General features: G+C 61.6%; 12 protein-coding genes. 3 read left to right on the top strand and 9 right to left on the bottom strand.

Annotation, left to right across the window (positions count from 1 at the left end):
• Window positions 1–151 precede the first annotated feature (151 nt).
• Window positions 152–2647 carry a glycosyl hydrolase 2 galactose-binding domain-containing protein gene (locus ABIT12_RS06035; RefSeq protein WP_348042110.1) on the bottom strand — a complete coding sequence of 832 codons (2496 nt, stop codon included), beginning with the start codon at window positions 2645–2647 and terminating at the stop codon, window positions 152–154.
• Between the two features lie 325 nt (window positions 2648–2972).
• Between ABIT12_RS06035 and ABIT12_RS06030 the strand changes: the two genes are divergently transcribed.
• Entirely contained in the window at window positions 2973–4958 is a 1986-nt protein-coding gene (locus ABIT12_RS06030) for an EAL domain-containing protein (RefSeq protein ID WP_348063308.1), read from the top strand.
• Between the two features lie 5 nt (window positions 4959–4963).
• On the opposite strand, the gene ABIT12_RS06025 is transcribed toward ABIT12_RS06030, so the two are convergent.
• The 4 genes from ABIT12_RS06025 to ABIT12_RS06010 form a co-directional block, all read right to left on the bottom strand.
• The gene (locus tag ABIT12_RS06025; RefSeq protein WP_348042108.1) at window positions 4964–6838 is read right to left on the bottom strand and encodes an ABC transporter ATP-binding protein; all 1875 of its coding nucleotides are present in this window, start codon (window positions 6836–6838) and stop codon (window positions 4964–4966) included.
• Between the two features lie 351 nt (window positions 6839–7189).
• Window positions 7190–9049, bottom strand: a complete 1860-nt coding sequence (locus ABIT12_RS06020; RefSeq protein WP_348042107.1) for an ABC transporter ATP-binding protein — start codon at window positions 9047–9049, stop codon at window positions 7190–7192.
• Between the two features lie 351 nt (window positions 9050–9400).
• Window positions 9401–11263 (bottom strand): ABC transporter ATP-binding protein, encoded by a 1863-nt coding sequence (locus ABIT12_RS06015; RefSeq protein WP_348042106.1) that lies wholly within the window; start codon window positions 11261–11263, stop codon window positions 9401–9403.
• A complete protein-coding gene (locus tag ABIT12_RS06010) occupies window positions 11235–11534 on the bottom strand; it encodes a hypothetical protein (RefSeq protein ID WP_348042105.1) in 300 nt (99 codons plus the stop codon). The genes ABIT12_RS06015 and ABIT12_RS06010 overlap by 29 nt, the downstream gene beginning before the upstream one ends.
• Before the next feature lie 37 nt (window positions 11535–11571).
• On the opposite strand from ABIT12_RS06010, the gene pepN reads away from it, so the two are divergent.
• Window positions 11572–14211, top strand: coding sequence for an aminopeptidase N (gene pepN / locus ABIT12_RS06005; RefSeq protein WP_348042104.1), 2640 nt, complete (start codon window positions 11572–11574; stop codon window positions 14209–14211).
• 179 nt (window positions 14212–14390) lie between these two features.
• Complete coding sequence (locus ABIT12_RS06000; RefSeq protein WP_348042103.1) at window positions 14391–16061, top strand: ATP-binding protein; 1671 nt, start codon at window positions 14391–14393, stop codon at window positions 16059–16061.
• Window positions 16062–16237: 176 nt separating this feature from the next.
• Here the strand turns inward: ABIT12_RS06000 and ABIT12_RS05995 are convergent, their stop codons facing one another.
• The 4 genes from ABIT12_RS05995 to ABIT12_RS05980 form a co-directional block, all read right to left on the bottom strand.
• Window positions 16238–19117 (bottom strand): bifunctional [glutamine synthetase] adenylyltransferase/[glutamine synthetase]-adenylyl-L-tyrosine phosphorylase, encoded by a 2880-nt coding sequence (locus ABIT12_RS05995; RefSeq protein ID WP_348042102.1) that lies wholly within the window; start codon window positions 19115–19117, stop codon window positions 16238–16240.
• Between the two features lie 215 nt (window positions 19118–19332).
• Window positions 19333–20739, bottom strand: coding sequence for a HAMP domain-containing sensor histidine kinase (locus ABIT12_RS05990; protein WP_348042101.1), 1407 nt, complete (start codon window positions 20737–20739; stop codon window positions 19333–19335).
• Window positions 20740–20743: 4 nt separating this feature from the next.
• A complete protein-coding gene (locus tag ABIT12_RS05985; RefSeq protein ID WP_348042100.1) occupies window positions 20744–21415 on the bottom strand; it encodes a response regulator transcription factor in 672 nt (223 codons plus the stop codon).
• A gap of 63 nt (window positions 21416–21478) precedes the next feature.
• On the bottom strand, window positions 21479–22999 hold the full coding sequence (locus tag ABIT12_RS05980) for a Do family serine endopeptidase (protein ID WP_348042099.1): 1521 nt from the start codon (window positions 22997–22999) through the stop codon (window positions 21479–21481).
• Window positions 23000–23082 lie beyond the last annotated feature (83 nt).

Below are 23082 nucleotides of genomic sequence, written 5' to 3'. Positions count from 1 at the left end.
GACTTGAAACCGCGCCTGATCAGATGCGCACCACCACACCGGGGACAATCCATCCCATCCTCCTGAGCAAATCACTTGCACAGCACAAGAATCCAAAAAGGATCGTAGGTAAACAGTTCCCCCTTGTGGGGAGGTGGTGGCGATCTAGCGGCTAAAACGTCTCCGCCAGATTCCTTACCTTCAGCGATTTTTTCAACTCCGCCGCCGCTACTTTCGCACCGTGGCGGGGGGTGAAGGTGAGTTGGGTTTCGCGACCGGGTAGCAGGGTTACGGCGTTGTCGGAGAAATAGCCGGGGACATCGACGGTGGCGGTGACGAAGACGGCCGGCTTGTCAGTGCTGAGAGTTAACACGGGCTGGTCGTCGACGGTTGACCAGGTGGATTTGATCCTGGGCTGGGGCACGTCATAGGCCTTGTAGGGCCTGGGGAAGAAGTCGTTCTCGCCCAGCAGGTTGCCCTTGGCGTCCTTCCAGGAGAAGAACAGGAATTCGTCTTCGGCCAGATCGGCGCTGGCGAGGGATTTGACCTCGATGGCGGCGTCGGAGCCGATGGCGCAATTGCCCGAGAAGACGACGCGGTCGCCGCCGCCAAACTTGACCGCACGGACTTCGAGCTGGATCGAGACCGGCTTGGCGGTGTCGTTGATGCCCTTGAAGGCAATGCTGGTTTTGTCGGGGCTTGGCACGGCCACGACATTGACCAGCAGATAGAAGCGCTTGGCCATGTATTGCAGGATTTTCCACTGCCCGCCGTAATCAAGGCTCGACCACGAGGCGACCGGCCAGATATCGTTGATCTGCCAGAACAGCGTGCCCATGCAGCGCGGCTTGGTGGAGCGCCAGTATTCGATGGCGGTCTTGATCGCCAGACCCTGCTGGATCTGGGACAGGAACACCATCTGATCGAAATTGGCCGGGAAACGGAAATAGCGGGCCATGGTTTCGAGAATGCGGGCATTGCCACCATTGTTGCGCTGGTGCTCTTCCATCACTGGCGAGGATGGATTGCGATCCTCGGGCCGGGTGAAGCCCTCGATGACATTCATCGAGGTGAAGGACTGGAAGCCGAACTCGGAAGCAAAACGCGGATTGATGGTGCGATAGGCTTCGAACGGCTTGGCCGAATGCCAGACGTCCCAATAATGGGTGTCGCCGCGGGTATCAGCATGCCAGCCATCAGCAAAATCCATGTAGCCCAGTGATGGCGAGGACGGCCAGAAGCGGCGGGCCGCGTCTTCGTCCTCCACGATGTAGCCGAGCATGGAATTGAGGCGGTCGTAATTGGCGACGTAGCGTTCGGGCGCAGCCTTGGTTTCGGGATACCAGGTGAGCGAGCCGATGACTTCGTTATCGCCGCACCACAAAGCGATACAGGCGTGATGGCTGAGGCGGCGGACCTGCTGGGTGATTTCAGTGCGCACATCGGCGAGAAATTCGCGATTTGACGGGTAGCTCATGCACGAGAACATGAAATCGTGCCAGATCAGAATGCCCAGCTCGTCGCATAGGTCGTAGAAGTAATCGGGTTCGTATTGGCCGCCGCCCCAGATGCGCAACATGTTCATGTTGGCGGCCTTGGCGCTGAGCAGCAGATCGCGGATCACGCCGGGGGTGATGCGCGACGGGATGGCGTCGGCAGGAATCCAGTTGGCGCCCATCATGGTGATGTCGCGACCGTTGACGCGGCATTTGAACGTATGATCGATTTCGTCCTTCTCGATGATCCATTCGAGCTGGCGCAGACCGATCTGGCGCGTGGTCTTTTCGCCATCCAGTTCGGTGGTCAACTCGTAGAGCGGCTGTTCGCCCTGCCCGGCTGGCCACCAGAGTTTTGGATCGTGGATAGTGACGTTGTGGATGAAGACGTTGTCGCCCTTGGCTACGGCGACCTTGTCGGCAATGACCTGGCCATCGATAGTGTGGGTCAGTTCGATCTCGCCGTGGGCAAAGGCGAAGACGCGAGTCTTGATAGAGAGTTCGGCGGTTTTCTTGCCGTGGGCCTGATCGACCTGCACGCTTTCCTGACGCGCTAGCCGCGACTTGCGCAGGCTCATGGTGCCATAGACGCCGATCGGCATCAGGCAGATGCCCCAGTCCCACCCGGCATGGCATGCGGCCTTGCGGATGAAGTTCATATGAATGCCCTTCAAACCGTTGGTCTGGTAATTATAGGTGAAGGGGATGGGGAACGGGTGGGCGTCGGCGCGGGCCTTGGCCACATCCTGGGCGATGCCGAACTCGATGCGCAGGGTGTTGGTGCCGGCGTGGACCTTGCCGGTCACATCGATATCGTAGCGAATGAACGAATTCTGCGCGGCGGCGATGGCTTCGCCATTGAGGAACACCGTGGCGATGCAGTCGATCTCGGACAGTGTCAGCGTCAGATAGCCATCGATCTGATCCGGAGCCGCGGTAAACTGGCGTTCGACCGACCAGGCGGTTTCGTTGACCCACATCACCGCCTTTTCGTTGGTGCCGAAATATGGATCGGGGATTTCGTCGTTGGCCAGCAGGGCCGAATGCACATCGCCAGGCAAAGTGATCTTTGGCCTGGTCTTATGGGTAGGCGAGGACAACGCGAACTGCCCGCCCAGATCAAGCGCGGAATAGGATGTGATGGCGCCTTCCGGCGCGACTGTCTTGGCCAAGTTTGCCTCCCCGTGGACGCCGGTTTGGTGCAGCGCCGCCCAGTGCTTTAACGACGAACGAACCACGCGGCCATGGGCCATCGCAATCGATTTCGGCTCGTTTCTAGCGCGTCAGCGACCGACTTCCAATGGCGAAACAAGCCAAAAACACAGATTACTAAACCGCTTAAGTTGTTAAATTGTAACGATGCAAAAGCTGATTTATTGGCCAAACCGGCTTTGATAAGGCAAAATTAGATGAAACCGGGCTATTTCAGAGTGGATTTACCGTTCCATTAGGATTTGTACGGCTACCGTGAACGTTGACGATGGGGCGAATGACAGAATGTCTATGCTGGAGGGTATCCGGCGGGGGTTATCGATCCCCACCGACAATCCGGAACTGATCCGCTCGCAGGCGCGAGCGCTGTCCCGGCACATCCCGATGATGTACGGCATGCTGGTGATCAACAGCCTGGCGCTGGCCGCGACGCACCTGTCGGTCGCCCCCCCATTGCTGAGCATTTATATCCCGGCCGTTTTGACGGCTTTGAGCATTGGCCGCATGATCCTGTGGTGGCGTACCCGCAACCGCGTGTTGGACGAGGTGCGGGCGCTGCGGCTGTTGCGCACCATGGTAATCATCGCCGGGTTTCTGGGCCTGAGCTTTTCGGGGTGGGCGCTGAGCCTTTATCCTTACGGCAATGCCTTCCAGCAGTCCCACATCGCCTTTTACATCGGCATCACCACCATTGCGTGTTTCTTCAGCCTGCTGCATTTGCGTGCCGCGGCGCTGATCGTGGCGATCACGGTGGGCGTGCCATTCTGCCTGTTCTTTTTCATATCCGGCAATCCAGTATTCGTGGCGCTGGCGTTCAACTTTCTGCTGGTTGTGGGCGCGCTGATCATGATCCTGCTCAATACCAACCGGAATTTTGCCGAACTGGTCAATTCACGCCGCGACATGGTCCGCTCGCAGGTGGAAACGCAAAAGCTGAGCGACGAGAACTACCGGTTGGCGCATCACGACAGCCTGACCGGGCTGCCGAACCGGCTGCAGTTTTTCGCGACGCTGGAGAAGATGCTGGCCGAGGCAGAAATCAGCGGCCGGCAGATCGCCGTGGGCCGGATGGACCTCGATGGCTTCAAATCGGTCAACGATATTTTCGGCCATGTCAGCGGCGACAGGTTGCTGGTCGAGGTTGGTGCACGCCTGATGGCAATCCGCAGCCCAACCACCTTTATTGCCCGCCTTGGTGGCGACGTGTTCGCGCTGGTGATGGAGGGGCCGGTGCCCGACAGCCGGCTGACCGCCTGCGGCAAGACAGTGTGCGACACCATTCGCCAGCCATTCACTTTTCCCGGCGTCAATGTGCGCATTACCGCTTCGGTGGGCTTTGCCTCGTCGCGTGTCGGCGATACCGCAGAAACAATCTACGACCGCGCGGATTACGCATCATTCGTGGCCAAGGAAGACCAGCGCGGCGGCTGCGTGGTATTTTCCGAAGCCCACGAGTCCAAGATCAGCAAGGTGCGTTCGCTGGAGCATGCGCTGCTAACCTGTAACCTGGACGACGAAATCTACATCATGTTCCAGCCCCAGTTCGATGTCGCGCTCAACCGCACCATCGGCTACGAAGTGCTGGCGCGCTGGCGCAGTCCGGTGCTCGGGGAAGTCTCACCGGGCGAGTTCATTCCGCTGGCCGAACGCACCGGCATCATTTCCAAGATTACCCAGACGGTACTGCGCAAGGCGCTGCTGGTGGCGGCGCAATTGCCCAAGCCGCTGCGCCTGTCGGTCAATCTATCGGCGCATGACCTTGGCTCGCAGACGGCGATCGAGGCGATTGCCGCAATGGTGCGCGAAAGCGGGATGACGCCGTGCCGGGTGGATTTTGAAATCACCGAAACCGCGGTGATGCGCGACCTGAAGCAGGCCAATACGGCGCTGCTGACGCTGCTGTCGCTGGGTTCGCGCATTGCACTGGACGATTTCGGCACCGGCCATTCGAGCCTGACCTATGTGCAGAAATTGCCGCTGGACCGGATCAAGGTCGACCGCAGTTTCGTCGCCGAAGTGTGCAACGACCCGGCCAGCAGGGCTATTGTCAAGACCACGGTAGATCTCTGCCGCAACCTGGGCATTGCCTGTGTGTTCGAAGGCATCGAGACCGAAGAACAGCTTGAAGTGCTGTTGGCGCTGGGCGGCACGCTGATGCAGGGTTATCTGTTCAGCCGCCCGATCAGCGAAGAGTTGGTGCTCGATCACTATGCGCGCGAACGGGTGCAATTGGGCGGCCCTGCCGCGCAGGGCATGCGCGCCTCGCACTAAGTCAATTATTGCGCGACTTTGGGCTCCAGATCGAGGAAGCCGCCAGACTGACGTTCCCAGAGATCGGCGTAGTGGCCGCCTGCGGCCAGCAATTGGGCGTGGGTGCCCTGCTCCACGATCTGGCCCTTGTCGAGCACCACCAGCCGGTCCATGGCGGCGATGGTGGACAGACGATGGGCGATGGCGATCACGGTCTTGCTGGCCATAAGCGTGTGCAACTGTTCCTGAATGGCGGCTTCGACCTCGCTATCGAGGGCGGAAGTGGCTTCGTCAAGGATCAGGATCGGGGCGTTCTTGAGCAGGACCCGGGCGATGGCGACGCGCTGGCGCTGGCCGCCGGAGAGTTTGACGCCGCGTTCGCCCACATGGGCGTCGTAGCCGTTGCGCCCCTTGAAATCCGAGAGATTGGCGATGAATTCGTCGGCCTCAGCCATCTGGGCGGCGCTGATCATTTCCTCGTCGCTGGCCTCGGGGCGACCGAAGACGATATTGGCGCGGACCGAGCGGTGCAGGAGCGCGGTATCCTGGGTAACGACGCCGATATTGGCGCGCAGACTGGACTGGGTGACCTGCGCAATATCCTGCCCATCGATGGTGATGCGACCGCCCTGCAGGTCGTAAAAGCGCAGCAGCAGGTTGACCAGCGTTGATTTGCCGGCACCGGAACGACCGATAAGACCGACGCGCTCGCCGGGCTGGATTGTCAGATCGAGATTGTCGATGACGCCGGACGGTTTGCCATAGTGGAACTGGATGGCTTCAAAACTGATGCGGCCTTTGTCGACCAACAGCGGTTTGGCGTTCGGAATATCGACGAGGCCGAGCGGACGGGCGATGAGTTCGGCGGAGTTTTGGGCGGTGCCGTAGTTGCGCATCAGGCCATTGAGCTGGGTCATCATGCGGCCCAGCAGGTTGTAAAGCCGCAGCACCAGGCCAAGGGTGAAGGCGACGCCGCCGACCGAGATCAGGCCTTCGCTCCACAGATGGATCGATAGCGCGGCAATGGCGGCGATCATCACGCCCGACAGCATGCCCATGGAGGTGCGGACGCCGACCAGGGTGCGGGCCAACGCCGTCATCGCCGCAATGAAGCTGTCAAAGCCGCGACGCACGAAGCGATCGTCCTCATCGGCGCTGCCGAACAGCTTGAGGGTCTGGATATTGCTGTAGCTATCGACGATGCGCCCGGTGAGCGCCGAACCGGCTTCGGCGGCGAGGGCGGAGCGTTTGCGCATCCTCGGCACATAGTACCGCGCCAGCCCGGCAAAGATGGCGATCCACAGGCTGACGGCGGCGGCGAGGCGCCAATCGAGTTGGCCCACCAGCACTAGCGTGGCAATGGCATAGACAGCGATGAACCAGACTACCTGCAGCAGCGCCACCATGAAATCGCCGACGGCGGCGCCGCTTTGCCAGACTTTTGAGGCGATGGAGCCGGCAAAATCGTTCTGGAAGAACGACAGGTTCTGACGAATGACGTGGGCATAGGCCTGCCAGCGAACCAGATTGTAAAAACCCAGATTAACCGATTGTTCTTCAACCACCGCTGAGAGCCAGGTGATGATGAAGCGGATCACCAGCACCACGACGAGCATGATGGCAAGCTCGCGACCATTGCTGGCGACGATGCCGCCCCAGCCAGCGGCCTGGTCGGACGCGTCAAGAATATCGACGAGGCGCCCGACATAATAAAACAGCGAAGCCTCGACCAAAGCTACGGCGCCGCCCAACGCCAGCAGCGCCAGAAACGGCAGCTTGGCCTGGCTGATATAGTGCCAGAAAAACCGCAGCATCGAATTTGGCGGCTGCAAGTCGGTCTTGGAGCGGAACGGATCGATCCAATGTTCAAAGATGCGATGCAGGGGAGAAAAGAGACTCATGAACCGTCCGGAGATGTGCGCGGCAGCGTTATCACGCAACCAGCGCCAGTCCAGTTGGTTGCGCCGGCGCGCGGCAAAATGATGGCGCTGATTAGAATGCTATCGGATTTTTGCCAAAGCGATGCTGTGATCCGCGGGCCCACACTCGGTGTCATTCCCGGGATTTCGACGGCCCTACGCAGAAGTCCACGGTAAACAGGCCTGCTCCCGAAGGGAGGGGTGCGATGCCGCAACAAAGCGCCATTTACCAGCATCGCACCCCTCACCCAGCAAGTCTGCTGAACGCAGAATTGCTGTCCCTCGCCCACAAGGGGCGAGGGTAGATCAACCGCACGTTCTGCCCCGAACCGGCTATTGTGCCACCGCATCCAGATCGAGGAAGCCGCCGGACTGGCGTTCCCATAGATCGGCGTAGTGCCCGCCCGAAGCGAGGAGCTGGGCGTGGGTGCCCTGCTCGACGATCTGGCCCTTTTCCAGGATCACCAGCCGGTCCATCGAGGCGATGGTGGAGAGGCGATGGGCAATGGCGATCACGGTCTTGTTCTGCATCAGGGTCTGTAACTGTTCCTGGATCGCCGCTTCCACTTCGCTATCGAGGGCGGAGGTGGCTTCGTCAAGCACCAGGATCGGCGCGTTCTTGAGCAGCACGCGGGCGATGGCGACACGCTGGCGCTGGCCGCCCGAGAGTTTTACGCCGCGTTCGCCGACATGGGCGTCGTAGGCGGCAAAGCCCTTGGGATCGGTCAGGGCCATGATGACGTCATGCACCTTGGCCTGCTGGGCGGCCCGGAACATCTCCTCATCGGTCGCGGACTGGCGACCGTATTTGAGATTTTCGCGGATCGAGCGGTGCAGCAGGGAGGTATCCTGGCTGACGAGACCGATGGCGGCGCGCACGCTTTCCTGCGTCACGTCGCGCACATCCTGCCCATCGATGCGGATCGAGCCGTCCTGCACATCGAACATGCGCAAGGCCAGATTGACCAGCGTCGACTTGCCGGAGCCGGAGCGACCGACCAGACCAATTTTCTCGCCCGGCGCGACGCGCAGGTTGAAATTATCGATCACTGAACCGGTCTTGCCGCGCCAGTAGTTGAAGCTGACGTTGTCGTAAACCAGCTCGCCCTTGTCGACCGCCAGCGCCTTGGCTTGGGGCTTGTCGAGCATGGTCAGCGGCTGGGCGATGGTATCCATCGAGTCGCGGACATTGCCGACCTGGCGGAAGATGTTGGAGCCGATCTCGAGGATCCAGCCGCTCATATTCATGATCTGCAGCGCAAACGGAATGGCCGTTGCCACGGCGGCGGCACTGAGCGTGCCGTTGTTCCAACCCGTCAGTGCCAGCCAGGTGACCGAGACCACCAGAGCGGCGTTGAGCATGAACAGGATCGACCACATATAGGTGAACACGCGCATCAACTTGCGGAACGAGATGGCGTGGTCGTTGATCGAATCCGCGACGTAGAGGTCTTCGTGCTCGCCGGTCGAGAAGGTCTTGAGGGTCTGGATATTGGTGTAGCTGTCCACGATCCGGCCGGTCATCACCGATTTGGATTCCGACAGGTCCTCGGAATACTTGGCGATCAGCGGCATGGTGATGGAAAACAGGATGGCATAAAACAGCAGCCATACACCGATCGGCACCAATAACACCGGATCGAGCCGGGCCAGCACGATGATGGCGACGACCACGAACACGGTCGCGTACCAGGCAGCATCGATGGTGAGGTTCACCCCGATTTCGATGGCTTCACCGGCCTGCATGATCTTGTTAGCGATGCGGCCGGCAAAGTCGTTCTGGAAGAAGGTCCAGCTTTGACGGATCACGTGCCAGTGGCTCTGCCAGCGCACCAGATCGACCAGATTGGGGACGATGCCGTGGTTGCGGATCAGCGTATCCATCAGGAAGGTCAGCGGACGAACGATGACCACCACGGCGATCATGACCAGGAAGATGCGCCAGTTGGCCGAGAACATCTCGCCGGGCGGCGTGGTGGCCAACAGGCCAACAACGATACCGACAAAGACCGGCATCATCGCATCGGCAACCGAGCCGATGGCGACAAGCACGATGCGGATGCCGAAGGCAACGCGGAACTGGCCGATAAAATAGGCGACGAAGGCCTTAAGGCCCAGCGGGGGCTGCCGGTTTTCGGCGAGCGCTACGGGCGAATAGAGATTGTCGAAAAAGTCGATGACGCGATTGAACATGGTGTTGCTCGATATTGCGAGCCGCGCCTGACGGAGTCACTTGGTCGCATCGCTGGTCGGAAAACCGGTATCGGCTGTTCCGGCGATGCTTGGCTCAGGTCAGGGTCGGCATCGTTCCACGGGTTTGGTTGCGGTGGCGGTCTGAGCATTGGCGGTTTCAATGATATCCATTTGGGTGGTCCTTTTGGGTTGGTGGGGTGTTCTTCCTTCCCTCTCCCCTTGTGGGCGAGGGTGGATCGGCGGAGCCGAGACGGGTGAGGGGTTGGTTCAGTCAGCTATGGCTATCCAACCATCGCTGACCCCTCATCCGCCCTTCGGGCACCTTCTCCCACAAGGGGAGAAGGGAGAAAGTTATTGTGCCGCCTCCTCGGTGAGATCGGCGTCGATGAAGCCGCCGGACTGGCGGTGCCACAGGCTGGCATAGACGCCGTTGTGTTCCAGCAGTTCGGCGTGGGTGCCCTGCTCCACAATGGCGCCGCCGTCGATCACCACCAGCCGGTCCATCATGGCGATGGTGGAGAGACGGTGGGCAATGGCGATGACGGTCTTGTTGTGCATCAGCAACTGCAACTGACTCTGGATCGCCGCTTCCACTTCGCTGTCGAGAGCAGAGGTGGCTTCGTCGAGCACCAGGATCGGTGCGTTTTTGAGCAGGACGCGGGCGATGGCGATGCGCTGACGCTGGCCGCCGGAGAGCTTGACGCCGCGTTCGCCGACATGGGCGTCATAGCCCTTGCGGCCCTTGGGGTCGCCCAGCGTGGCGATGAAGCCATCGGCTTCAGCCTGTTCCGCGGCGTGGCGGATATCGGCTTCAGTCGCGTCGGGTTTGCCATAGGCGATGTTGTCGCTGACCGAGCGGTGCAGCAGGGACGTATCCTGCGTGACCACGCCGACATTGGCGCGCAGCGAGTCCTGGGTGACGCCGGAAATGTCCTTGCCATCGATCAGGATGCGGCCACTTTCACGGTCGTAAAAGCGCAGCAGCAGATTGACGATGGTGGACTTGCCCGCGCCCGAACGGCCGACGAGGCCGATCTTTTCGCCCGGACGGATATGCAGGTTCAGACCCTCGATAACGCCGCTGGCCTTGCCGTAATGGAACGATACGTCCTCGAAGACGATATCGCCGGTGACAGTGCCGATCGGCTGGGCGCTGGACTGGTCGGACACCAGACGCGGCAGCGAAATCGACGAGATGCCGTCGCGCACCGTGCCGATGTTTTCAAACAGGGCCGACATTTCCCACATCACCCACTGGCTCATGCCGGAAAAGCGCATGACCAGGCCCAGCGACACAGCCAAAGCGCCAGGGCTCATCGCGCCCTGCAGCCAGAGCCAGATGCCGGTGGCGGCAACGGCGAAGAACAGCAGCGAATTGGAGATGTTGACCATGATGTTGAGCACGGTGAACAGGCGCATCTGCCGGTAGGCCGTGTCCAAAAAACCATCCATGGCCTCGCGGGCATAGGTTTCCTCGCGGTTGGAATGGGAGAACAGCTTGACCGTGGCGATATTGGTATAGCTGTCGATAATGCGACCGGTCATCAGCGAGCGGGCATCGGCCTGCTGTTCGGCAACCTTGCCCAGGCGCGGAATGAAATAGCGCATCATCGACACATAGCCGACCAACCAGACCAGGAATGGCACGGCCAGACGCCAATCGGTGGTGGCGGCCAGCAGCACGGCGCCGCTGAAATAGACCACGACATAGACCAGCATATCGAGCAGCTTCATCACCACTTCGCGCACAGCGAGCGAAGTTTGCATCAGCTTGGCGCCAATGCGGCCGGCGAATTCGTCCTGGAAATAACTCATCGACTGACGAATGAGGTAGCGATGGCTCATCCAGCGGATGCGCTGCGGCAAGTTCGACAAAAGGGTCTGATGGATGGTCATGGTGGACAGGATCATCAGGCCCGGCAGACCGATCAGCACGACGCTGCCCATGAGGGCGAGCTTCCAGCCATCGGTTTGCAGGAAGGTGGTGCGATCGGCCTCGGCCAGCCAATTGACGACATCGCCAATAAAGCCGAACAGCATGATTTCACCCGCCGCGATCAGCGCCGAGGTGACAGCCATCAGCGCCAGCCACTTCTTGGCGCCATGGGCGTAATAGAGGCAGAATGCCAGCAGGCCCTTAGGGGGCTCGCCGGGCTCGCTGACCGGATAGGGATTGAGTCGCGATTCAAACCACTTCAACAACGACGTAACCATCGGCGCCCCCGGGCGTTGATCGGGGCACAAAGCGGTCAAACCTTGCTGACAAGGCGTGACGAGACTGGGCCGCTGGATAAACCAGACCGATCGTTTCAATTTTGGATGACGCCCTCGATACACCCGCAAGATAGCGCAGAGGAGAACGTGCCGCTGCCCGTTTGAGCGCCTCCCCAATGCCGACGAAATTGGCGTAGAAGAAAGCAGCTAAGCGGTAGCTAGCCGCATAGAATACACGAAACGCCAGATTCGGCTGTTGCAACGTTGCCACATACGAATCGCTATTGTTGCAACTGGATGCCCTGCCCATGCGTACCGAAACCGAACACACGATCTTCCTCAAGGACTATGCGCCGAGCCCCTACCGGATCAGCGCGGTCGAACTCGATTTCAAGATTGCCGTGGAATCGACGCGGGTGCGGGCGCTGCTGACGGTGGAGCCGCGCGAGGACACCGAACCCGGCACGCCGCTGGTGCTGGATGGGGATGAACTGAGCCTGTCCTCGATCGCCATCGATGGTGCGCCGCTAGTCCTGTCGGCCTATGCAACCGATGCCAACGGGCTGACGGTGATCGAGCCGCCGCTGCGCAAGTTTGTGCTGGAAACCGAGGTGATGCTGACGCCCGAAACCAATACGCGCCTGATGGGGCTGTATCGGTCGAGCGGCACCTGGTGTACGCAATGCGAGCCGGAAGGCTTCCGCCGCATCACCTATTATCTGGATCGGCCGGACAATCTGGCAGTGTTCAAGACCACGATCACCGCCGATCTGGTGGTGGCGCCGGTGCTGTTGTCCAACGGCAATCTGGTGAGCAAGGGCGATGCCGGCGACGGAATGCATTTTGCGGTGTGGGAAGACCCGCATCCCAAGCCGGCCTATCTGTTTGCGCTGGTAGCGGGCGATCTGGGATCGATAACCGACAGCTTCACAACGGCGTCGGGCAAGCCCGTCGATCTGGCGATCTATTGCGAGCACGGCAAGCAAGACCAGTGCCACTGGGCCATGGACAGCCTGAAGCGCTCGATGGCCTGGGACGAGCGCCGGTTCGGGCGCGAATACGATCTGGATATTTTCAACATCGTCGCCGTGTCGGATTTCAATTTCGGCGCGATGGAGAACAAGGGCCTCAACATCTTCAACGACAAGCTGGTATTCGCGCAGCCGGAAACGGCGACCGATGCCAATTACGCCGGGATCGAGCGGGTGATTGCGCACGAATATTTCCACAACTGGACCGGCAACCGCATCACCTGCCGCGACTGGTTCCAGCTCTGCCTCAAGGAAGGACTGACGGTCTATCGCGACCAGGAATTCTCGTCGGACGAACGCAGCCGGCCGGTGCAGCGCATCCACGATGTGCAGACTTTGCGCGCGGCGCAGTTCCCCGAAGATGGCGGGCCGCTGGCCCATGCGCCAAGGCCGGACCACTACAAGGAAATCAACAACTTCTACACGACCACGGTCTATGAAAAGGGCGCGGAAGTGGTGCGCATGCTGGCGACGCTGTTGGGCGAAGCCGGGTTCCGCAAGGGCATGGACCTGTATTTCGAGCGGCACGACGGCGAGGCAACGACCATCGAAGCGTTCCTTGACGTGTTCGCCGATGCCAATGGCGTCAACCTTGATCAGTTCAAAACCTGGTATCTGCAAGCGGGGACGCCGCAGGTGACGGTGACGGACAGCTATGATGCCGCCAGCCAGACCTATACTTTGACGCTGAGCCAGAAGACCGAGCCGACGCCTGGACAGAAGGAGAAATCGACGCTGACCATTCCGGTCAAGTTCGGGCTGATTGGCCCCAATGGCAGCCCGATGAGCTGGAGTGCGGTCAGCGGCGGCACGGTGCGCGATGATCTGATCGTGCTTGATACCGACAGTGCGACACTGACGTTTTCCGGCGTGGCCAACCGGCCGGTGCCGTCGCTGTTCCGGGGCTTCTCGGCACCGGTACAGGTGCATTCGAGCCGGTCGCAGGCGGACAATCTGTTCCTCGCCCAGCACGACAGCGATCCGTTCAACCGCTGGGAGGCCCTGCAGGACGTGAGCCTGGCGCTGCTGATCGCGGCGATTGGTGGGACGCCCTGGAGCGCAGCGGCGCTCGACGGCTTGCGCGCGGCGATGGATGAGACGCTGGCGAGCGGCACGCTCGACCACGCGTTCAAGGCGCTGGCGCTGGATGTGCCCGATGCTTCGCTGATCGCGCAAAAGATCGGCAAGGATGTCGATCCGGCGCGGGTACATGCGGTACGGGCCGAGTTCACCAAGGCGCTGTTCGGCCCGCTGGCTGGCCAGTTGGAGGCAGCTTATCACGGCCTTGCCAGTGCGGAAGCCTATCTGCCCGATACGGCGCAGTCTGGTCGCCGGTCGCTGCGCAACCAATTGCTGTCGCTGCTGGTGGAGGCCGCTGGCAATGGGCCGGCAGTGGCCGCAAAGCAATATGCCGAGGCGACCAACATGACCGACCGCTTCGCGGCTTTGGCGATTACCGGAGTGCATTGGACGGCCGAGGCGCAGGCGCTGCTGGCTGATTTCCACACGCGGTTTGCCGCTGGCGATCCGCTGGTGCTGGACAAGTGGCTGAGCGTCAATGCACGCGCCGAGGACGATGGGGTGATTGAGCGGATGCGCGCGATCCTGGCCGATCCGGCCTTCCCCAGGAACAACCCGAACCGGCTGCGCTCGCTGATGGGGGCGTTCGCGATGAACAATCCGCTGCAGTTCGCGCGCGCCGATGGCGCCGGGTTCCGCTTCGTCTGCGAGTTCGTGAAGGACGTCGACGGGCGCAATCCGCAAGTGGCGGCGCGTGTGCTGACCGGGTTCAGAATCTGGCCGATGCTGGAGCCGCAGCGCCGGGACGCCGCGCGGGCTGCGCTGATTTCCCTGCAGGAGACGGCGGGCCTCAGTCGAAATACCGCTGACATCCTCGGGCGCATGCTGGCGGGGTAATCCGTCCCAAATTTTGGAAGAATTATTTTCGTCCTCTAAGTGATTCAATCGACTCGCGAAATTCCCGTCCGGGTGCCAAGGCGTCCGGACGGGGCCTAGACACCCGGTCCGACCTGATTCATTGTTTGTTAAGAGCAGATCTGGCGGGGCAAACTCCCGAAAAATGGACGGAGACGAGTATGCGGTCGGCGGGTAATTCCGGCGCCGGCGCCGGAGGATTCGGCGCGGACAAAGGAGCCAAAATCAAGCGCCCGGACGGTCTGGAAACGCTACGCAATTTCGTGCCGCGTTTCTGGCAGAGTCTCTCGCCCATCAGCACTTCCATTGGCATCACCGCGTTCGCGGCAGCAGCGCTGTTCGTAATTTTCGACACCATGCGTTCGCTGGACGATGCCCGCGACCGACTTGAACAGACCGGTCAGTTGATCGTTGCCGAAATTGGCGGTGTGGTCGGAGAACGCGCGGACGCAGCATTGGCCGCATCATTATCGCACCGGGACGATTCCCTGCATGCCACGCTGCAGGAAACACGCGCCGACGCGGTCGGACCGGGCCTGGTCACCGCAATCGTGCCGGCGGGAACGCTGGGTTTTCTGGCTCTGCGCAAGGATGAAGCAGAGACCGTCAGCGGTATCTGGCAACGCGGGCTGGGCGCATTCGGGATGGCGTTCGTCTTAATCGCGGTCAGCTATCGGCGGCGTGGGACGCAGGCCGATGTTCAGCAACGCAACAATTTTCAAACCCTGGTGGCGGCGATGCCGCTCGGCGTCGCCTGCTGGACAGCCACCGGGCGCCTCGTGGTGTGCAACGACCAATATCGCACCAGGCTGAACCTTGAAGCCACCGGCATGCGGGACAACGTCACCTATCACGACGCCGTCAAACAATTGATCCGCGGCGGCTATATGAAACTGGTGAACGAGGACGACAAGAACCGCATTCTCGAACTGCACCGGCAGGACGGCTCCTGCCTGCTGATCGACGAACGGCCGCTGGCGAACGGGGGGTTCATTACCCTGGTTTCGGACGTGACCGAGGCTAAAAAGGCCGACACCTTGCTCAGCGCCATCCGCGAAGAGCAGCGGCTGCTGGCGCGGCGTTATCACGAAGAAAAGCTCAAAGCGGAAGCGGCGAGCCGCTCCAAGACCAACTTCCTTGCCCATCTCAGCCACGACATCCGCACCCCGCTCAACCACATTATCGGCTTTGCCGAACTGATGCGGCACCAGACCTATGGCGCGCTCGGCGATCCGCGCTATCTGGACTATGTGCAGACCATCAAATCATCGGGCGAAGGGCTGCTGGCATCGTTCGCCACTATTCTGGATCTCGCAGAGCTGGAGAGCGGACAGAAGGTGCTGCGCAACGCGCCGGTGCGCGTCGGTGAACTGCTCGACAGCACCGTGCTACGCTATCGCGGGCAAGCTGCGCGGGCCGGGATTGCGTTCGATCTGGGTGGACCATGCGACGCGGTGCTGTATGCCGACAAGTTCGCCCTGCAGCGGATGATCGGCAACCTGATCGACAATTCGCTGCGCTTCACCCCGAGCGGCGGCAAGATCACAGTGGCGGCGTTTGCAGCGACCGACGGCGTGGTCATCGAAGTCTCCGACACCGGGCTGGGGATGACCGAGGACCGGCTGGAAAGCCTGCAACAACCCTTTGCGCTGGGTGACGCGACGTTTACCCGCGAGGGCGTCGGGCCGGGGCTGGGGATTTCGATTTCGCGCGCTATTGCCGAACTGAGTGGCGGGCATATGGCGATCGATTCCAGCCCGGCGCTGGGGACGACAGTGGCGATTTCCCTGCCGTTACGGCCAGAAGAAAGCGCGATGCGAGCGGCGGAGTAGATCCCATTCTTCCTTCTCCCCTTGAAGCAGAAGGTGCCCGAAGGGCGGATGATGGGCCACTTCTGGCTTAGCGTATGCGGAGGCAACCCCTCACCCTGACTTTCTGCTGAACGCAGAAAATCAGTCCCTCTCCCACAAGGGGCGAGGGTTGTCGACTGCGGGGTCGACGGGCGATTTTAAAGTCCCCTCGCCTTCTCGTACCACTCCGCCGCCGCAGCGATGACTTCGGCGCGCATGGTGTTCAAATCCAGTTGCAGCCGTTCAAAATCCGGATAGTGGGTCAGCGTGGCCAGCAGTTCCTTGAAGGCGCTGCTCCAGGCTTCGTCCTTGAAGGGGTGGACCAAAGCCGTGCTCATCACCTGCAGGATGGTGGCGTAGACGGTGTGGATTTCGGCCAGCCGGGCGCCGTTGGGGACCAGGCCGGTTTCGGCGAGGCGCATCAGCACCCTGGTGGTCAGCGCCTGTGGCCGATCAACACTGCGGCCGGCGACCAGTTGGGCCGATTGGGCGATGAATTCCAGATCGACCAGCCCGCCTTCGGCCAGCTTGAGATCGAATGGGTGGCGCGCCGGGCGTTCGCGGGCCATCAGGGCGCGCATCGAGACCACGTCATCCACAGTCTTGGCAATATCGCGCGGGCGTTCCATGACTTCGCCGATGGCCGCATCGACATCGTAGCCCATGGTGCCATCGGCCATGATGACGCGGGCGCGGCTGAGGGCAAGGTGCTCCCAGGTCCAGGCATTGTCGCGGTGATAGGCGCTGAAGCCCGACAGACTGGTGGCCAGCGGGCCGGCATTGCCCGAGGGGCGCAGCCGCATGTCGGCTTCATAGAGCACGCCCTCGGCGGTTGGCGCGGTGATGGCTGCAACAAGGCGCTGGGTCAGACGGGTAAAATAATGGTTGGTGGTCAGCGGCTTGTCACCATCTGACTCGGCATCCGCTGGCGCGTCATAGAGCATGATGAAATCGAGGTCGGACGAGACGGTCATTTCGCGGCTGGCCATTTTGCCGAAGGCCAGCAACGCGGCGCGGGCGTTGGCGATGCGGCCATGGCGGCGTTCGAACTCGACGCGGACCGCATCGAAGAGGCGGCGCAGCAGGGTTTCGGCCAAAGCGGTGAACTGCTCGCCCGCCGTGGTGGCGCTGAGCGTGCCCGAAAGCAGACCGGCGGCAATGAGGAATTTCTGCTCCTGCCCGATAATACGGGCGCGATCGATGATCTCTTCATAGGAGCGCCCTTCCCCGAGGAAAGCATCGATCTTGGCAACCAGCACGTCGCGATGGGTGACGTCGCTGGCAAAGGCGGGATCGATCAGGCCATCCATGACATGGGTGCGGTGGATTACGGCTTCAGCCATGCGGGGCGCCGAGGCCATGAACTGCACCAGCAGCGTGCGCAATTGCGGATGGGTCCGCAGCAGCGCGAAAAGCTGGACGCCGGTGGGGATACGGGACAGGAAGTTGTCGAAGCGTGCCAGCGCCTCATCGGCATTGCCGGCGGTGCCGAGTGTGGCGAGCAAAGCCGGCAGCAGTTCGGTCAGGTGGGCGCGGGCCGCGGACGCGCGGGTGGCGGGGTAGCCGCCATAATGCCATTTGCGCACGGTTTCGATGGCTAGATGCGCGTCGGCAAAGCCCATGGACGAAAGGGTTTCGAGCGTACCCGGATCATCGTCGGAGCCGGTGAACACCAGATTGCCCTCGCCGCTGCCCAGCGTTTCGCCATCGGCAAACAGTTCGGAATAGTAGCGGGTGACCAGTTCGAGCGCTGCGCGATAGGCGGTTTCGAACTTTTGCAGATCAGGCTCGCCCATCAGCCGGCCGATCGCGGCAACCTCATCGGGCGTGGTGGGCATGATGTGGGTCTGCTCATCGCGCAGCATTTGCAGGCGATTTTCGATGGCGCGCAGATACCAGTAGGTTTCGGTCAGGTCGCTGGCGGTTTGCGGCCAGATCCAGTTGGCAGCAGCGAGAGCGGCGAGCGCCTGGGTGGTCGGCTTGACCCGCAGATTGGCGTCACGGCCACCGGCGATCAGTTGCTGGGTCTGGGTGAAGAATTCGATCTCGCGGATGCCGCCACGACCGAGCTTGACGTTGTGGCCTTCGACGCGGATGTCGCCGACATTCTTGGAAATGTTGATCTGGCGCTTCATCGCCTGGATATCGGCGATGGTGGCAAAATCCAGATGCTTGCGCCAGACGTAGGGCGCCAATTCCTTGAGGAAAGCGGCACCGACCTTAAGATCACCGGAACAGGCCCGGGCCTTGATCCAGGCGGCGCGTTCCCAGTTCTGGCCGCGGCTTTCGTAATAGGCCAAGGCGGCATCGAAAGAAATCGCAACAGGGGTCGAGCCGGGATCTGGACGCAGGCGCAGATCAGTGCGGAAGACGTAGCCGTGCTCGCGGCGCTCTTCCATCAGCCCGACAAGTTTTTGCACCATGCGGGAATAGATTTTGGTGGCTTCGGACGGGTCGGTCAGCACGTTCTTTTGCGGATCGAAGAAGGCGACGATGTCGATATCGGACGAATAGTTCAGCTCGCGACCGCCGTGTTTGCCGAGGGCAAAGATGGCAAGGCCGGAATTGACGGCGGTGGCGTCTTCGGGCGCGAGGGTGAGCTGGCGCTTTTCGGCGGCCTGGCGCATCAGGAAGTTCAGCGCGGCGTCGAGAGCGGCATCGGCAAGGTCGGATAGGGCAGCGGTCGATTGGGCCGTGGTCCAAGCGCCGCCGGTTTCGGCGATGGCGGCCAGCAGCGCCGTGCGGCCCTTGGCGATGCGCAGGACGGGGGAAAGCGCGGCTTCGTCGCTGGCGGTTTTGCCAGCGGTGACCACGGAAGCAATGACGGCGGCGAAGGCAGTGTCGGCGTCGCCCAGCAGGGTTTCGGCGAGCCAGGGGGCATTGGCTTTGGCGAGGTTGAGCAGATAGGGCGCGGTTTCCAGCAACGGGCCGAGTGCGGGGGCTGCGGCAGTGAATGCCGATGCATCTGGCAGTTCGGCCAGCCAGGCGTCGAACTGCGGGTGCGGAATCGGCGGCAGGGCGTTGAGCGTGATGGTCATGGTTGAGTTATGGCTTGGGCGGAAAGTGCCAGCAAGGCGCTTCCGGGTTAGCGGAGAGAACCCCTCACCCTGATTTCCTGCTGAACGCAGGAAATCTTTCCCTCTCCCACAAGGGGCGAGGGGTAGCTCAGAGCCTAGACAAACCACGGCGCCTCCCTTCTCCCCTTGTGGGAGAAGGTGCCCGAAGGGCGGATGAGGGGGTTCTTGTTGGAAGTTCAAGCCGCCGGCAGATCGATCACTGCCAGAACGCCGGGGTTGTTGTCCTCAAGTCGGAAGGTGCCGCGGTGCAAGCGGGTGACCGCATTGACCAGCGACAGGCCCAGACCTGAACCGGGTTCGGTGCGGCTTTTTTCGAGGCGGACGAAGCGTTCGAGGACGCGCTTGCGGTCTTCGAGCGGGATGCCGGGGCCGTTGTCGCCCACTTCGATCACTACGCGGTCGCCGACCTGGCGCACACCGACGGTGATCTTGCCCATGACGCCGTCGCGCGGCTCGTAATATTTCATGGCGTTTTCGACCAGATTGACCATGGCCTGGCCGATCAGTTCGCGGTTGGCATGCAGGTGGATACCGTCAGTCACGGCAGTTTCGAGCGTTATGCCGTCGTCTTCGGCAACTGGGCCATAAAGTTCAGCGACGTCGGCGACAACCGCACTGACGTCAACATCGACCAAGGCCCCGGACGGCGCCCCGGCCTCGGCGCGGGCGATCATCAACAGGGCGTTGAAGGTCTGGATCAGCTTGTCGCTTTCGACAATGGTGGTTTCCAGCGCCTTTCGGCGCAGATCATCGCTGGCGCCGTCACGCAAAGCGGACTCGGCTTGATTGCGCAGGCGGGTCAGCGGGGTTTTGAGATCGTGTGCGACATTGTCGGTGACCTCTTTCAGCCCCTGCAGCAATTGCTCGATGCGGTCGAGCATGGCGTTGAGATTGAGCGCCAGCCCGTCGAATTCATCGTTGCGTTTGGTCACCGGCACGCGCTCGGACATGTTGCCCGACATGATGGTGGTGGAGGTGGCGTTGATCGCGTCGATCCGGCGCAGCACACGCCGCGCCGTAATGCCGCCAGCGATCACCGAAAACACAAGGATGCCGCCGACGCCAAACAGGAAGCTCTGGATGATGATGGCGGTGAAGCCGCGCCGCTCGACCACGTCGCGGCCGACCACCAGCCGCAGTCCGCTATCGAGCAAGACCGAGCGCACCACGGCGAAGCCGCGGCGCCCCGGAGGCGGCCGGTTGTCGTCGGGATCGACCGGTACGGCGCGTTCGTAGTCGAAGCTATAAACGCCTTCATCCTGCAGCACATAGATCGGCACGGTGGTGATATTGCCGAGCAGGAACTGGCCGGTCGGATCACCCAGAAAGTAGATACCCGGGCCGGGATTGCGCGACAGGCGCTGGACGGCCACGGCAATGCCACGCATGCCCTGCTGCCGATCGACGCGCTGCAACAGCTTGACCTCGCGATCGATATCGTCGGTCTGCTGGCGCTGAATCTGCACGCTCGACTGCCAGCCGATGAAGGCCATCAGCAGGATGGAGAACAGCACGAAGATGAAGATGAACGTCGCGGTGAGGCGGACGGTAGAGGTGCGCCAGAGCTGGGCCAGTCGGTGCACGGATTTACTCGCGGATCATGTAGCCGGCGCCACGCACGGTTTGCAGCAATGGCGTAGCATGGCCCTTGTCAATCTTGGAGCGCAAGCGGGACATGTGGACGTCGATGACATTGGTCTGCGGATCGAAGTGATAGTCCCAGACATTTTCGAGCAGCATGGTGCGGGTCACCACCTTGCCCGCATTCTTCATCAGATATTCCAGCAGGCGGAATTCGCGCGGCTGCAGCAGGATGGTTTCGCCATCGCGCTCGACCTTGCGGCTGAGCCGGTCCAGCGACAGGCCGGCCACTTCGTAAGCTGTGGCCGCTTCGGACGGGCTGGAGCGGCGGGCTAGCACTTCGACGCGAGCGAGCAGTTCGGTGAAAGCGTAGGGTTTGGTGAGGTAATCGTCGCCACCGGCGCGCAGCCCGGTCACCCGGTCATCGACTTCGCCGAGGGCGGAAAGGATAAGCACCGGGGTCTTGTCGTCTTCGGCGCGCAGGGATTCAACGATCGACAGGCCATCGCGGCGCGGCAGCATGCGATCGACGATCAGCACGTCGTAATCCATGCCCGAGGCCATGGCGTAGCCGGTTTCGCCATCGGAGGCGTGGTGGGTGACGTGGCCGGCTTCGTCCAGGGCCTGGATCAGATAGCTGGCGGCCTCACGATCATCTTCAATCAGCAGGATTTTCATGTGAGGCACCCCCAGGTGGTCGTAGAAACCGGCCCCGGATTGCTCCGGGGCCAGATGTCGAGATTACTTCGCGGTATCGAGCGGCAGGCCGACGAAGCGGGCTTCGCCACCACGGCTGGCCTTGACCAGGGCCGTATTGAGGCCCTTGTCCTTGACGCCCTTGATGGCGGCTTCGAACTCGTCAAGCGTCGAGACTGGCATGTTGTCGACTTCCAGGATTGCGTCACCGACGGCAAAACCCTTGTCGGCAGCGGCGCTATCTTCATCGACGCCCTGGATCAGCAGGCCACCAGTGCCATCGGAATTGGGCACCAGCATCAAGCCGACGCTGGACTTGGCCGGAGCCACTTCCTTGGGCGGGGTCGGTGCCGACGGATCGGCCTTGGCCGCGTCTTCAGTCAGGGTTTCCAGAGTGACCGAAACCTTCACCTCGGCGCCATTGCGCCAGATGGTCAGCTCGACCGGGGTGGTCGGGGCCTTGCTGGCAATGGTGCGGCTCAGGTCGAGCGCGTCATTGATCTGCTTGCCGTCAACAGCGGTGATGATATCGCCCGACTGCACGCCGGCCTTGCCAGCAGGACCATCGGTCGACGGTTCACGCACGATGGCGCCCTTGGCCGTCTTGAGGCCAACGCTGTCGGCGATATCGCGGGTCACGTCCTGGATGGACACGCCGAGATAACCACGGACCACCGAGCCACCCTTGATCAGCTGTTCGGCGATCTGCTTGACCGTCGAGGCCGGGATGGCGAAGGCGATACCGACATTGCCGCCGTTGGGCGAATAGATGGCAGTGTTCACGCCGACGACTTCGCCCTTCATGTTGAAGTCGGGGCCACCGGAGTTACCCGAGTTGACCGCGGCGTCGATCTGCAGGAAATCGCCATAGCTGGAGCCGCCGATATCGCGGCCTTCGGCCGAGATGATGCCGACAGTGACGGTGCCACCGAGGCCGAACGGGTTACCAACGGCAACCACCCAGTCGCCAACGCGGCTGCGGGTGTCTTCGAGCTTGACGAATGGCAGATCGGTGCCATCGATCTTGATCACGGCAAGGTCGGTGCGCTGATCGGTGCCGATGACCTTGGCGACCTTTTCGCTGCCGTCATCGAACACGACCGTGACCTTTGTGGCGTTTTCGACGACGTGATTGTTGGTGACGATGTAGCCGTCAGCCGAAATCATGAAGCCTGAGCCAGCAGCTTCGAACTTGCGGGCCTGCGGCGGCGCACCATTGGGGCCGCCCTGTCCCTGCTGACCGAACTGGTCAAAGAAATCCTTGAACGGGCTGCCTTCCGGCAGGTCCGGCATGTTGAAATTGGGCTGGCCCCCGGGGCCACCTGGACCGGTTTCCTTGCCTTCGACCAGGATCGACACCACGGCCGGCTTGACGGCTTCGACCAGGTCAGCAAACCCGGTTGCCTGTGCCGGCGGGACGATGATCTGAGCTGCCTGCTGGACCTGCGCGGTTGCCTGTTGGCTGGTCATCACGAAGGCGGTGGTGATACCGCCGGTAGCCACCAGCAGCGCCAGCGCCGAAGCGCCGAGCCAGCGACGAGTACGCGAAAGAAGTGTCGGGCGCATTTAAAACAGTCTCCTTGGGAAAGCTCTCAACAGCTTATGGACAAGAGATATAAGAGCGCTCATTGCCACGAAGTTGCGCCAAC

The sequence above is a fragment of the Devosia sp. genome, assembly GCF_039927955.1.
GTDB lineage: Bacteria > Pseudomonadota > Alphaproteobacteria > Rhizobiales > Devosiaceae > Devosia.
Note: the sequence above shows the minus strand (reverse complement) of the source record. Positions and strands in the feature narration are given on the sequence as shown.

What these genes read in the sequence shown, in the direction of transcription:
- ABIT12_RS06025 (WP_348042108.1), bottom strand. Translation starts at nt 6,838, where the DNA reads ATGAGTCTCTTTTCTCCCCTGCATCGCATCTTTGAACATTGGATCGAT.
- ABIT12_RS06020 (WP_348042107.1), bottom strand. Translation starts at nt 9,049, where the DNA reads ATGTTCAATCGCGTCATCGACTTTTTCGACAATCTCTATTCGCCCGTA.
- ABIT12_RS05980 (WP_348042099.1), bottom strand. Translation starts at nt 22,999, where the DNA reads ATGCGCCCGACACTTCTTTCGCGTACTCGTCGCTGGCTCGGCGCTTCG.
- pepN (WP_348042104.1), top strand. Translation starts at nt 11,572, where the DNA reads ATGCGTACCGAAACCGAACACACGATCTTCCTCAAGGACTATGCGCCG.
- ABIT12_RS06000 (WP_348042103.1), top strand. Translation starts at nt 14,391, where the DNA reads ATGCGGTCGGCGGGTAATTCCGGCGCCGGCGCCGGAGGATTCGGCGCG.
- ABIT12_RS06015 (WP_348042106.1), bottom strand. Translation starts at nt 11,263, where the DNA reads ATGGTTACGTCGTTGTTGAAGTGGTTTGAATCGCGACTCAATCCCTAT.
- ABIT12_RS05995 (WP_348042102.1), bottom strand. Translation starts at nt 19,117, where the DNA reads ATGACCATCACGCTCAACGCCCTGCCGCCGATTCCGCACCCGCAGTTC.
- ABIT12_RS06030 (WP_348063308.1), top strand. Translation starts at nt 2,973, where the DNA reads ATGTCTATGCTGGAGGGTATCCGGCGGGGGTTATCGATCCCCACCGAC.
- ABIT12_RS05985 (WP_348042100.1), bottom strand. Translation starts at nt 21,415, where the DNA reads ATGAAAATCCTGCTGATTGAAGATGATCGTGAGGCCGCCAGCTATCTG.